Here is a 13,709-nt window from a genome sequence, read left to right as displayed (position 1 = left end):
CTCCCACACAAGCCCTGCTTTCACATTGGGTTCTGTGTTGTGGGTTAAATCGCGTTGTGGCTTTTGAGCCAACCCAAACCCGCTTCGGTGGTGGTCAACGGCTTGTACTCACAGCCGACCCAACCCTGATAACCAATGCGGTCCAAATGTTCGAACAGGAAGCGGTAGTTGATCTCACCCGTGCCTGGCTCGTTGCGCCCCGGGTTGTCCGCCAGCTGGATGTGGTTGATCTCACCCAGGTGCGCGGCCATGGTGCGGGCCAGGTCGCCCTCCATGATTTGCATGTGATAGATGTCGTATTGCAGGAACAGGTTGGTGCTGCCCACCTGCTCGCGAATCGACAGGGCCTGGGCCGTGTTGTTCAGGTAGAAACCCGGAATGTCGCGGGTGTTGATCATCTCCATCACCAGCCGGATGCCCACCGCTTGCAGCTTGTCGGCGGCGTACTTGAGGTTGGCGACGAAGGTTTTTTCAAGCGTCTCGTCATCCACGCCGGCAGGACGAATTCCCGCCAGGCAGTTGATCTGGGTGTTGCCCAGCACCTGGGCGTAGGCGATAGCCAGGTTGACCCCGGCACGAAATTCCTCGACCCGGTCCGGGTGGCAGGCCAGGCCGCGTTCGCCCTTGGCCCAGTCACCGGCCGGCAGGTTGAACAGCACTTGGGTCAGGCCGTGGGCATCGAGTTGCGCCTTGATTTCAGCCGAGCTGAACTCATAGGGAAACAGGTATTCCACGCCACTGAACCCCGCGTCGGCGGCGGCTTTGAAACGGGCAAGAAAGTCCTGTTCGGTAAACAGCATGGACAGGTTGGCGGCAAAACGCGGCATGGGGTTCTCCTTAATCGAGCAGTGAAATGGCAGTCGGCGCGTCGTTGCCCACCAGTGCCAGATCTTCGAATTCGTTGACGGCGTTGATCTCGGTGCCCATGGAAATATTGGTCACCCGCTCCAGAATGATTTCAACGATCACCGGCACCTTGAACTCCTCGATCATCTCCTGAGCCTTGCGCAGTGCAGGCTGGATCTGACCCGGCTCGAATACGCGCAGGGCCTTGCAACCCAGGCCTTCGGCGACGGCCACGTGGTCGACGCCATAACCGTTGAGTTCCGGGGCGTTGAGGTTGTCGAAGGACAGTTGCACGCAGTAGTCCATTTCAAACCCGCGCTGGGCCTGGCGGATCAGCCCCAGGTAGGAGTTGTTCACCACCACGTGGATGTACGGCAGCTTGAACTGCGCGCCCACCGCCAGTTCTTCGATCATGAACTGGAAGTCATAGTCGCCCGACAGCGCGACTACCTTGCGGGTCGGGTCTGCCTTGACCACACCCAGCGCTGCCGGGATGGTCCAGCCAAGCGGGCCGGCCTGGCCGCAGTTGATCCAGTGGCGGGGTTTGTAGACGTGCAGGAACTGCGCGCCGGCAATCTGCGACAGGCCGATGGTGCTGACGTAGCAGGTGTCTTTGCCGAACACCTGGTTCATCTCTTCGTATACCCGTTGTGGTTTCACCGGCACGTTGTCGAAGTGGGTCTTGCGGTGCAGGGTGGCCTTGCGCTGTTGGCAATCGTGGAGCCAGGCGCTGCGGTCCTTGAGCTTGCCGGCGGCTTTCCACTCGCGGGCCACTTCAATGAACATAGTCAATGCAGAGCCGGCGTCGGAAACGATGCCCAGGTCCGGGGTGAACACGCGGCCGATTTGCGTTGGCTCGATGTCCACGTGAATGAATTTGCGGCCTTCGGTGTACACCTCCACCGAGCCGGTGTGACGGTTGGCCCAGCGGTTACCGATGCCCAGCACCACGTCCGATTTCAGCATCGTCGCGTTGCCATAACGGTGGGACGTTTGCAGGCCGACCATGCCTACCATCTGCGGGTGATCGTCCGGGATTGTGCCCCAGCCCATCAGGGTGGGGATCACCGGAATGCCGGTCAATTCGGCGAATTCCACCAGCAGCTCGCTGGCGTCGGCGTTGATCACGCCACCACCGCTCACCAGCAATGGACGTTCGGCCTGGTCCAGCAGGGCCAAGGCTTTTTCCACCTGGATGCGGGTCGCCAACGGCTTGGCCAGGGGCAGCGGCTGGTAGGCGTCGATGTCGAATTCGATCTCGGCCATTTGTACGTCGAATGGCAGGTCGATCAGCACCGGGCCAGGGCGGCCGGAGCGCATCTCATAGAAGGCTTTCTGGAACGCGTACGGCACCTGGCCCGGCTCCAGGACGGTGGTCGCCCACTTGGTCACCGGCTTGACGATGCTGGTGATGTCGACGGCCTGGAAGTCTTCCTTGTGCATGCGTGCGCGGGGCGCCTGGCCGGTGATGCACAGGATCGGGATCGAGTCCGCCGAAGCGCTGTACAGGCCGGTGACCATGTCGGTGCCCGCCGGGCCCGAGGTGCCGATGCACACGCCGATATTGCCGGCCTTGGTGCGGGTGTAGCCCTCGGCCATGTGCGAGGCGCCTTCAACGTGGCGAGCAAGGACGTGATCGATGCCACCGACCTTCTGCAAGGCCGAATACAGCGGGTTGATCGCGGCGCCCGGGATACCGAAGGCGGTGTCGACCCCTTCACGGCGCATCACCAGGACAGCGGCTTCGATTGCTCTCATTTTGCTCATGGTTTTGGTGCCTCTTGCGTTTTGTAATTGTATACAAGTGGTGTTGGTCCGAAGTGTATTCACGGCGAGCGGGGCAGGTCAATCCATTTTCTTGGGTGGCCTTTACGTTCGTCGGAAGGCTTCTGGACAGGAATATTTCGACGTGTGGTGCGTATGTTTCGAAATATTGTATACAAAAAATAAATCTATTGTGTTCTATTTGTTTGATCCGGCTTCTGATCAAACAGAGCCCCACGGCTTTCCCATAACAAGATAAGGACGGCACCCATGAGCGCTTTAACCTTGAAAGTCGCAGTCAACCTGGCCAGTCATGCCATCGCGGCAGGCCGCACCCTTTCGTCAGCGCCACTGACCATTGCAGTACTCGACAGCGGCGGGCATTTGATTGCGTTGCAGCGCGAAGATGGCGCGAGCCTGCTGCGCCCGCAGATCGCGATCGGCAAGGCCTGGGGGGCGATAGCCCTGGGCAAAGGCTCGCGGCTGCTGGCACTGGATGCGCAGCAGCGGCCGGCATTTATTGCGGCGTTGAACAGCTTGGGGCAGGGCAGCGTGGTGCCGGCACCGGGCGGTGTGTTGATTCGGGATCAGGCGGGTGTGGTGCTGGGGGCGATCGGGATCAGCGGGGATACGTCGGATATTGATGAGCAGTGCGCGATCAGTGCGATCGAGAGGCAGGGGTTGTGGGCGGATGCGGGGGTGTCTGCTTGAATTGAGGTGACTGATGGACAGTCATCGCAGGCAAGCCCGCTCCCACAGTTGAATGTATTCACAAATCAAAATGTGGGAGCGGGCTTGCCCGCGATGGCGGCGACTCGGTCTCCAGTCAAAGCCAGATCGCATCCCACAGGGGGTAGTCGCCATATTTTTGCACGAGCCCCGCCCTCAAGGGATTGGCCACGATGTACCGAGCGATGCCCTCAAGGTTTTCTTCGCGCCGCACGGCATGATCATGGAAACCCGGTTGCCAAAGACGCCCTTTTCGCCCGGCAACAGCATTCACGACTCGAGTACTTTTGGATTTGACTTGGCGCATCAGGTCAGCCAACGAACCGCTTTCCAGCGAAATCAACCAGTGGAAATGATCGGGCATCACTACCCAGGCGAGTGAAGTCGCCAGTCGCTGGTTTTGCGCAATTCTGAATTGCTGCACTACCAGTCGGCCTAGCTTGAAGTCGCTGAATATTGGTTCGCGATGCAGTGTGTTGCTGGTCAGAAGATAAATTCGGTTGGGTTCGTTGTAGCGGCCAGTGCGTAGACGACATGATGCGGGTAGATCAGGCATTCCGTTGCCCCTTTGCAGAAGTGAGTTCTGAAAGGCTAGATGGGAATGTTTTAAGGGGTGTTCCAGGTTTTGGCGGGATGTGTCCGGGAGATCGCTATCGCGGGCAAGCCCGCTCCCACAGGGGATCTGCGTCGTTCATACATTCTGTGTCTGGCACAAATCCAGTGTGGGAGCTGGCTTGCCTGCGAGGGCTGCACCTCGGTCTATCAGTCCGGCTCACACCCCTTCAACACCAACCGAATAATCGTCTGCGCCGCCGCCTCATAATCCGCGTCATCCAACTTCGCCTTCCCGGTCACCGCCGAAATCTGCCAGTCAAAATCCGCATACGTCTGCGTCGCCGCCCAAATGCTGAACATCAGGTGATGTGGATCAATCGGCGCAATCAGCCCTCGGTCCACCCAGCTCTGGATGCAGTCGATGTTGTGCTTGGCCTGGGCATTCAGCTGCTCCACCTGCTCGGGGCTCAAATGCGGGGCGCCGTGCATGATTTCGCTGGCGAATACTTTCGAGGCAAACGGCAAATCCCGGGAGATGCAGATTTTCGAGCGGATGTACCCGCTCAGCACTTCCTTGGGGTCGCCGTCGGGATTGAACGGGGTGGAGGCCGCCAGGATCGGTTCGATAATGCTTTCGAGCACCTCGCGGTAGAGGTTGTCCTTGGACTTGAAGTAGTAATAGACGTTGGGCTTGGGCAGCCCGGCCTTGGCGGCGATGTCGCTGGTTTTGGTCGCGGCGAAGCCCTTGTCGGCAAACTCCTCACTGGCAGCCCGCAGGATCAGTTCTTTGTTGCGCTCGCGAATGGTGCTCATAGACCAGGAGGTTCCTTGCCAAGACAGGCGGTCGGGCATGGTAGCACCGGCTTTGCGCAGGGCTCAACAATCGTACCTCAGCCCTTGCATGGCGGGGCTTGCAGCTGACTTTGTCTGTCTTGATGCTGAACACATTCACGGTCGTACAGGCATGAGTTGTATGCACTGCTAGAGTTCAGGGCAGCGAGCGTCCAATCAGGCGGCTCGCTCCATCCTGATTTCGGCGTTCGAGAGAGAAACCGTGGAGAGAAGCAGACGACGTACGTTCGCCTGGGCAGTTGGCACGTTGTTACTGGTAGCGTTGTTGATTGCCCTGGGTTTGCACTTCTTTGCAGGTGGGCATAAAGGCAAGCCACCCGCCCCCGGCGAACCGGTAGCCGTGGTGCCTGTCGCCTTGCAGGACGTGCCGGTTTACATCGATGCCCTCGGCACGGTCACTCCCACCCGCAGCGTGACCGTGGTCAGCCAGGTCGATGGCATCCTCAGCAGCGTGGAATTCAAGGAAGGCCAGCACGTCAGCAAGGGCCAGGTGATTGCGCGGATCGATGACCGTGCCCTCAAGGCCCAACTGGCCGTGGCCAAGGGCACCCTGGCCCATGACCAGGCCGTATTGAGCAATGCCCAGCACGATCTGGCGCGCTACCGCGAACTGGTCAAGGCCGGCTCCACCAGCCAGCAAACCGTCGATACCCAGGCCTCCCTGGTCCAGCAACAACTGGGCACCGTGGCCGCCGATCAGGGCAATGTGCAGAACCTTGAAGTGCAGGTCGGCTACTGCACCATCACCTCGCCGGTCGACGGTGTGGTAGGCCTGCGCCTGGTAGACCCCGGCAACTACGTCACCACCACCAGCACCACCGGTATCGTGGTGATTACCCAGATGAACCCGGCCACCGTGGTGTTCGCGGTCCCCGAGGACGACTTGGGTGCTATCAACCAAGCCCTGAGCCGTGGCGCCGTGACGGTGCTGGCCTACGACCGCAACAAAAAAGCGCTGTTGGCCACCGGTAGCGTATTGGCCCTGGATAACCAGGTGGACACCACCACCGGCACCATCAAGGTCAAGGCCCAGTTCGATGATTCGGGCAATGCGCTGTTCCCCAACCAATTCGTCAATGCGCGCCTGAAGGCCGACACCCTGGCCCAGGTCGCCGTGGTGCCCACCCGGGCGATCCAGCATGGCAGCAAAGGCGATTTCGTGTTCGTGGTGAATGGCGACAAGGCCAGCCTGCGCAATATCAAGACCGGCCCGTCCATGGGCGATGTATCGGCGGTGCTCGAGAACGGGGTCAAGCCGGGGGAGCAGGTGATCACCGAAGGCGCCGACAAACTGGACGACGGTTCGGTCGTGAAGGTCGTCGCCCAGTGAGGAGCTGCCGAGCATGAACATTTCGCGGCCCTTTATCGAACGTCCCGTCGCCACCACCTTGATGATGGTGGCGGTGCTGTTGCTCGGCCTGTTGGGGTATCACTTGCTGTCGGTGTCGGCCTTGCCCGAAGTCGATTACCCGACCATCCAGGTCTTCACCCAGTACCCCGGCGCGAGCCCGGACGTGGTCAGCTCGTCGATTACCGCGCCGCTGGAACGCCAACTCGGTGAGATGCCGGGCCTCAAGTCCATGAACTCCACCAGCTCCGACGGCGCTTCGGTGGTGACCCTGCAATTCGACCTGTCGCTGTCCCTGGACGTCGCCGAACAGGAAGTGCAGGCCGCGATCAACGCCGCGGGCACTTTCCTGCCGGCCAACCTGCCGTACCCGCCGGTGTACAGCAAGGTCAACCCGGCGGATGCGCCGGTGCTGACCCTGTCCCTGACCTCCGACGTATTGCCATTGACCAAGGTCGAAGACCTGGCGGATACACGGTTGGCGCAGAAGATCTCGCAGATCACCGGCGTCGGCCTGGTGACTATCAGCGGCGGCCAGCGCCCGGCGGTGCGTGTGGAGGCGAATACCTCGGCGCTCAACAGCCTGGGCCTGTCCATCGATGACCTGCGTACTTCCCTCGGCACCGCCAACGTCAACCAGGCCAAGGGCAATATCGACGGCAAGTTCCAGGCGTATTCCATTGGTGCCAACGACCAGTTGCAATCGGCCGAGGAATACCGCGACCTGGTGATTGCCTATAAAAACGGCGCACCGATTCGCCTGTCGCAGATCGCCACTTCCACCCAGGGCCCGGAGAACCCGCGCCAGGCTGCGTGGACCAACAGCACGCCGTCGATTGTGCTGAACATCCAGCGCCAACCCGGCGCCAACGTGATTCAAGTGGTCGACCGCGTGCAGCAATTGCTGCCCAAGCTGCGGGCCAGTTTGCCGGGTACCTTGAAGGTCGATGTGCTGACCGACCGCACGCAAACCATCCGCGCCTCGGTCACCGATGTGCAGTACGAACTGGCCATGGCCATCGGGCTGGTGGTGATCGTGATTTTTGCGTTCCTGCGCAATGTGCCGGCCACGATCATTCCCGCCGTCACCATTCCGCTGACGCTGGTGGGCACCCTGGCGGTGGCCTATGCGTTAGGCTTTTCCCTGAACAACCTGACGTTGATGGCGTTGACCATCGCCATCGGATTCGTGGTGGATGACGCCATCGTGATGATCGAAAACATCACGCGCTACATCGAGGCGGGCGACTCGCCGCTGCAGGCGGCCCTCAAGGGCTCGGAGCAGATTGGCTTCACGATTATTTCGCTGTCGATTGCCCTGATTGCGGTGATGATCCCGCTGCTGTTCATGGGGGATGTGGTCGGCCGGTTGTTCCGCGAATTCGCCATGACGGTGGCCGTGACCATCGTGATCTCAGCCTTCATCTCGCTGACCCTGACGCCGATGATGTGCGCGCGGATGCTCAAGAATAAGCACGAAGAACGCCGCGCGGATTTCTTCGACCGCATCAACACCCACTACGTGCGTGGCCTCGACTGGGTGCTGGCCCACCGCACCCTGACGCTGATCTCGGTGGTGCTCACCGCCGCACTGACCCTGCTGACCCTGGTGATCATGCCCAAGGGCTTTTTCCCGGACCAGGACACCGGCCTGATCCAGGGCATCTCCCAGGCGGCGCCGACGGTTTCGTTCCAGCAGATGCAGACCGAACAGCAGCGCCTGGCCGCCCGAATCCTCAAGGACCCGGCGGTGCAAAGCCTGTCGTCCTTTGTCGGGATCGACCAGACCAACCCGACCATCAACCAGGGCAACCTGCTGATCAACCTCAAGCCGCGGGGCGAGCGTGACAGCGCCACCGAGGTGATCCGCCGGCTCTCCGATGCCAATGCCGATGACGCCGGCATCCGCCTGTACCTGCACTCGGTGCAGGACCTGACCCTCGACGCCACGGTGTCCACCACCAGTTACCGCCTGGGCCTGCAAGCCACCGACCCGGACGAGTTGGAACAGTGGACCACCAAGTTGCTGGCGGCGATCAAGCAAGACCCGATGTTCACCGATGTGCAAAGCCAGGCGATGCAGTTCGGCAACCAGATCCAGCTGACATTCGACCGCGCCACGGCCTCGCGGCTGGGCATCACGCCCCAGGCGATCGATGACGTGCTGTACGACGCCTTCGGCCAGCGCCAGGTCTCGACCATCTACACCCAGCTCAACCAGTACCACGTGGTGATCGCCACCGACCATCCGCCGCGCAACCTGCCGGACTTGCTCACGGGCTTGTACGTGGACATCCCGGGCGGCGGGGTTGCGCCGTTGTCGAGCATGGCGACCCTGCAGGTGGTGCGTACGCCCGTGACCATCAACCGGCTGGGCCAGTTTCCGTATGCCGACGTGTCCTTCAACCTCGCCCCCGGCCAGACCCTTGGCGCGGCGGTCACGCGGCTCAACGACATCGAGGCCAAGGTCGGCTTGCCGCTGTCGGTGCAGGCCAACCTCGAAGGTGCGGCGGCGACGTTCGAGCAGTCGCTGTCGAATCAGGTGTTCCTGGTGGTGGCGGCGATTGTGGTGGTGTACCTGATGCTGGGGATTCTGTACGAGAGCTTCGTGCACCCGGTGACGATCCTTTCGACGCTTCTGTCGGCGGCGCTCGGGGCGTTGCTGGCGCTGCTGGTGACCGGCACGCAGTTCGACATTATCGGTTTGATCGGGATTGTGCTGCTGATCGGCATCGTGATGAAAAACGGCATCATGATGGTCGACTTCGCCCTGGAACTCTTACGTGAGGGGGGCCTGAGCCCTGTGGCGGCGATCCGTCAGGCGGCGGAGTTGCGGTTCCGGCCGATCCTGATGACCAGCATGGCCTCGCTGTTCGGCGCGGTACCGCTGGCGCTGGGCACCGGGATTGGCTCGGAGCTGCGGCATCCACTGGGCATCGCAATCATCGGCGGGTTGTTGCTCAGTCAGTTGCTGACGCTGTTTTCCACACCCGTAATCTTTCTGGCCATGCACAGCCTGGGGCAGCGCTTCAGCCGCCGTCCGGCTGAAGCGGTCTGATGGCGATGAACCTCAGCGCGCCGTTTGTTCGCCGCCCGATTGCAACCACCTTGATGGCGGCCGGCCTCGCGCTGTTTGGCGCGCTGGCCTTTATGCTGTTGCCGGTGGCGCCGCTGCCGGAGGTGGATTTCCCCACCATCAGCGTCAGCGCCTCGTTGCCCGGTGCCGATCCCACCACGGTTGCCAGTTCGGTGGCCACGCCCCTGGAGCGCCAGTTCGGGCAGATTGCCGGGGTCACGCAGATGACCTCGTCCAGCAGCCTCGGCTCGGCGCGGATCATCTTGCAGTTCGACCTGAACCGCGACATCGACGGCGCCGCCCGGGACGTGCAGGCCGCGATCAACGCCGCCCGCAGCAACCTGCCCAGTGACCTGTCGGGCAACCCGACGTACCGCAAGGTCAACCCGGCGGACTCGCCGATTCTGATCATCAGCCTGACCTCCGACAGCGCCACGCCGGGGCAGATGTATGACGTGGCCTCGACCCTGTTGGAGCAGAAGTTGTTGCAGACCACCGGCGTCGGTGACGTGACGGTGGGCGGCGGCGCGCTGCCGGCGGTGCGGGTGGAATTGAACCCCGACCGGCTCAACCAGTACGGCGTCAGCCTGGAGCAGGTGCGCCAGGTGATCAACGCCTCCAACGTCAACTTGCCCAAGGGCAACGTGGCCATCGGCGACCGTAACTACGGGATTGCGGCGAACGACCAGTTGCTCGATGAAAAGGACTACGGGCCGCTGGTGGTCAAGGCCCACAATGGCGACCTGATCCATATCTCCGACCTGGGCTACGTGCGCGAAGACGTGCAGGACCTGCGCAACTTCGGCCTGTCCAACGGCAAGCCGGCGGTGTTGCTGGTGGTGTTCAAGCAGCCGGGGGCCAACGTGATCGAGACGGTGGACGCGGTGAAAGCCTCGCTGCCGTTTTTGCAGAGCTCGATTCCGGCGACGATCAAGCTCAGCCTGCTGATGGACCGCACCACCACCATTCGTGCCTCGCTGCACGACGTGGAAGTGACCTTGCTGGTGTCGATCCTGCTGGTGACCCTGGTGACGTTCGGTTTCTTCCGCGACTGGCGCAGCACCCTGGTGCCGGCGATCGTGGTACCGCTGTCGTTGCTTGGCACCTTCGGCGCGATGTACTTCCTCGGCTACAGCCTGAACAACCTGTCCCTCATGGCGCTGACCATTTCCACCGGCTTTGTGGTGGACGATGCCATCGTGGTGGTGGAAAACATCATGCGCCACCTGGAGCGCGGCAAGACCCGGGTGGAGGCCGCGCTGGAAGGGGCCCGTGAAGTCGGCTTTACGGTACTGACTATCAGCGTGTCCCTGGTGGCGGTGTTTATTCCGTTGCTGCTGATGGGCGGGATTGTCGGGCGGCTGTTCCGTGAGTTTTCGGTGTCGTTGTCGGTGGCCATCGTGATCTCGATGCTGATCTCCCTGACCGTCACGCCGATGCTCGCCAGTGTGCTGCTGCGGGCGCCGAAGGAGATTCACCAAGGCAACGAACACCCGGATTCGCGCTTTCACCGCTTCTACGATCGCACCCTCGGCTGGGTGATCGACCATACGGTGCTGATGGGCTGTGTCACGGTGCTGGTGATCGTCCTCGCTGGCGTGCTGTACGTGCTGGTGCCCAAGGGCTTCTTTCCCCAGGAAGACACCGGACGCTTGCAAGGCAGCATCCTGGCGAATCAGAGCATTTCCTACGGGGCAATGCAGAAGGACTTCACCGAGATCAATCGCAAGGTGATGAAGAACCCGAACATCGAAACCGTGGCTGGCTTTGTCGGGGGGGGCGGAGGCGGCGGCGGGGCGGTCAACAGCGCGCAGATGTTTGTCTTGCTCAAGCCCCTGGGCGACCGCAAGGACAACGCCACCGAGGTGATCGGGCAGATCCGGCGCAGCCTTGGCGACCTGCCGGGCACCAAGCTGTATTTGCAATCGGCCCAGGACATCACCGTAGGTGGTCGGCAAAGTGGCGCGCAATACCAATACACCCTGACCGCCGATGACCAGGAATCCCTGGACGAATGGGTGCCCAAGGTGGTGGAGGTGCTGCACAAGTTGCCGCAACTGACCGACCTCAATACCGACCAGCAGGACAACAGCCTGCTGGCCAATGTGCAGATCAATCGCGACACGGCGGCGCGCCTCGGGGTGAGTATCTCGGCGGTCGACCAGGCGCTGTACGACGCCTTTGGCCAGCGTCAGGTCGCCACCCTGTATCGCGCGGCCAACCAGTACCACGTGGTGATGGAAATCGCCCCGGAATACTGGACCGACCCTTCAGCGCTCAAGGGGATTTATGTGCCGACGGGCACCCAGGCCACGACCACCAAAGGCACCACGGCAGCGCCCAACCTGACCACCGGACAGACCCTGGTGCCGCTGTCGGCCCTGGCGGATAACACGGTGGCGCGCACGGCGATTTCCATCAGTCACCAGGGCACGTTCCCGGCGGTGACGGTCTCGTTCAACCTGGCCCCCGGCACGTCCATCGGCCAGGCCACGGCAATGGTGGACGACGCGGTGAAGCAGCTGCGCATGCCCGCCAGTGTGGTGGGCCAGTTTGCCGGTACGGCCCAGGTGTTCCAGTCGTCGGTGGCCAGCGAACCGTTGCTGATCGTCGCCGCGTTGCTCTCGGTGTATATCGTGCTGGGTATCCTCTACGAAAACCTGATGCACCCGCTGACCATTCTTTCGACCTTGCCCTCGGCCGGTGTCGGTGCGTTGATCGCCTTGTTGCTGACCGGCACCGAGCTGTCGATCATTGCGCTGGTGGGGGTGATTCTGTTGATTGGCATTGTGAAGAAGAACGCGATCATGATGATCGACTTCGCGATCACCGAGCGGCGGGAGTTCGGCCTCACGGCCAAGGAAGCGATTCGCCGGGCGTGCCTGATTCGTTTCCGGCCGATCATGATGACCACCCTGGCGGCGATTCTTGGCGCGCTGCCGCTGGTGCTGGGCACCGGCTACGGTTCGGAGCTGCGCCGGCCGTTGGGGATTTCGATTATTGGTGGCCTGCTGTTCAGCCAGGTGCTGACGCTGTACACCACCCCGGTGATCTACCTGTGGCTCGACCGGGCGTCACAGCGCCTGGGTCGGCGTAAGGAAGCAAGGTTATGAATGTGAAATACAGCGTGCTTTGCATCAGCCTGCTGCTCGGCGGCTGCATGGTCGGGCCCGATTACCAGAAGCCCGCCATGGAGCTGCCGCAGTCATTCAAGGAAGGCGCGCAATGGCAGCGTGCGGCGTCGAATCCCCAGGGGGCGATGGACAGTCAGTGGTGGCTGGCTTATCAGGACCCGGTGTTGAACGACCTGGTGGCGCGCTCGGCCAAGGCCAACCAGTCGATCATCGCGGCGGAGGCCGCTTACCGTTTGGCCCAGGCGCAGGTGGCGTCCAGCCGTGCCGGGTTGTGGCCGACCGTCGGCGTAGGGTTATCGGGTTCGCGGGGTTCGACAGGCAGCGGCAGCGGTACGTCGACTACCGGCACCACGACGGGCGGGGTCTCGAACAGTGTCAGCGCAACCCTCACCGCCAGTTGGGAGCCGGACCTGTGGGGCCTGGTGCGGCGGGGGATCGAGTCCAGCCAGGCCACGGCCCAGCAATCGGATGCGTTGCTGGCCGGGGTACGTTTGTCCATCAGTTCCAGCGTCGCCAGCAACTACCTGGCCTTGCGGCAGATGGATATCGACGTGCGCCTGTTGCAACAACAGCAGAAGATCAATCAGCAACTGCTGGACATGATCCAGGTGCAGTTCACCCAGGGCGTCGCCACCAACGACCAGTTGCTGGTGGCCCAGGACCAGTTGACCACCTCGATCGCCGATCTACAGACCTCGCTGCGTGACCGCGAGCAGTACGAACATGCGCTGGCCGTGCTGGTGGGCGTGGCGCCGAGCGAGTTTGCCGTGGCTGTGCGGGATGACTACCGCTTCGTCCTGCCGCGACCCCCGCTGACCCTGCCATCGACCCTGCTGCAACGGCGTCCTGATGTGGTCGCGGCGGAGCGCTCGGCAGCGGCGGCCAACGCGAAAATTGGCGTGGCTGAAGCCGCATTCTTCCCGACCCTGGACCTCACCGCTGAAGCCGGCTATCGGGGCAGTGCCCTTGGCGGGCTATTCTCGCTGCCCAATCGCATCTGGACCCTGGGCCCGGCCCTGGCGGAAACCCTGTTTGACGGCGGCGCCCGTGAAGCGGCGGTCAAGCAGGCCGAGGCCAGCTACGACCAGATTGCCGCCAACTACCGGGGCACCGTGCTCAGCGCCTTGCAGAACGTCGAAGACAACCTGTCGGCGATCAACCACCTGCAAACCCAGGCCGACGCCTTCCAGCAGGTCTACCAGCGCAACCAGCAACTGTTCGGCAGCCAGGAAGCGCAGCTGCGCGCCGGCACCGTCAGCCAGGAAGCCGTGCTGACCCAGCAACTGGTGTTGCTGCAAGCCGAGCAGAATCTTCGCGACACCCAGGGTCAACTCAGCCAGGGCAGTGTGGCGTTGATCCAGAGTCTTGGCGGTGGCTGGCACGTCGACGGTCGCTGACAGGCTCG

Annotated in this window: 9 protein-coding genes; 5 read left to right on the top strand and 4 right to left on the bottom strand. The window is 62.2% G+C overall.

All coding sequences use genetic code 11. The annotated features are described in order from the left end of the window. Positions 1–44: 44 nt before the first annotated feature. A complete protein-coding gene (gene hyi, locus LIY45_RS22145) occupies positions 45–827 on the bottom strand; it encodes a hydroxypyruvate isomerase (protein WP_226477608.1) in 783 nt (260 codons plus the stop codon). Positions 828–837: 10 nt separating this feature from the next. Beyond that, positions 838–2,613: a glyoxylate carboligase gene (gene gcl, locus LIY45_RS22140; protein ID WP_063028181.1), complete on the bottom strand. Its 1,776-nt coding sequence runs from the start codon at positions 2,611–2,613 to the stop codon at positions 838–840. Positions 2,614–2,880: 267 nt separating this feature from the next. Between gcl and LIY45_RS22135 the strand changes: the two genes are divergently transcribed. Beyond that, positions 2,881–3,321, top strand: a complete 441-nt coding sequence (locus tag LIY45_RS22135) for a heme-binding protein (protein ID WP_226477607.1) — start codon at positions 2,881–2,883, stop codon at positions 3,319–3,321. A gap of 115 nt (positions 3,322–3,436) precedes the next feature. Here the strand turns inward: LIY45_RS22135 and LIY45_RS22130 are convergent, their stop codons facing one another. Both LIY45_RS22130 and LIY45_RS22125 read right to left on the bottom strand, forming a co-directional pair. Beyond that, positions 3,437–3,895, bottom strand: coding sequence for a transposase (locus LIY45_RS22130; RefSeq protein ID WP_081253099.1), 459 nt, complete (start codon positions 3,893–3,895; stop codon positions 3,437–3,439). A 206-nt stretch (positions 3,896–4,101) separates the two neighbouring features. Then, a complete protein-coding gene (locus tag LIY45_RS22125; RefSeq protein ID WP_177070624.1) occupies positions 4,102–4,707 on the bottom strand; it encodes a TetR/AcrR family transcriptional regulator in 606 nt (201 codons plus the stop codon). Between the two features lie 241 nt (positions 4,708–4,948). Here LIY45_RS22125 and LIY45_RS22120 point away from each other — a divergent pair, with 241 nt between their 5' ends. Genes LIY45_RS22120 through LIY45_RS22105 form a run of 4 tightly spaced genes read left to right on the top strand, consistent with a single transcriptional unit; the run spans position 4,949 to position 13,701 of the window. Next, positions 4,949–6,076, top strand: coding sequence for an efflux RND transporter periplasmic adaptor subunit (locus tag LIY45_RS22120; RefSeq protein ID WP_226477606.1), 1,128 nt, complete (start codon positions 4,949–4,951; stop codon positions 6,074–6,076). 13 nt (positions 6,077–6,089) lie between these two features. Then, positions 6,090–9,152 (top strand): efflux RND transporter permease subunit, encoded by a 3,063-nt coding sequence (locus LIY45_RS22115; RefSeq protein ID WP_226477605.1) that lies wholly within the window; start codon positions 6,090–6,092, stop codon positions 9,150–9,152. After that, complete coding sequence (locus LIY45_RS22110; RefSeq protein ID WP_275948715.1) at positions 9,152–12,283, top strand: efflux RND transporter permease subunit; 3,132 nt, start codon at positions 9,152–9,154, stop codon at positions 12,281–12,283. The genes LIY45_RS22115 and LIY45_RS22110 overlap by 1 nt, the downstream gene beginning before the upstream one ends. Further along, positions 12,280–13,701 carry an efflux transporter outer membrane subunit gene (locus LIY45_RS22105; protein WP_226477604.1) on the top strand — a complete coding sequence of 474 codons (1,422 nt, stop codon included), beginning with the start codon at positions 12,280–12,282 and terminating at the stop codon, positions 13,699–13,701. Before LIY45_RS22110 ends, LIY45_RS22105 begins: the two co-directional genes overlap by 4 nt. The last annotated feature ends 8 nt before the right edge of the window (positions 13,702–13,709 follow it).

Origin of the sequence: Pseudomonas sp. MWU16-30323, assembly GCF_020515595.1 — a bacterium.
GTDB classification, from domain to species: domain Bacteria; phylum Pseudomonadota; class Gammaproteobacteria; order Pseudomonadales; family Pseudomonadaceae; genus Aquipseudomonas; species Aquipseudomonas yamanorum.
Note: the sequence above shows the minus strand (reverse complement) of the source record. Positions and strands in the feature narration are given on the sequence as shown.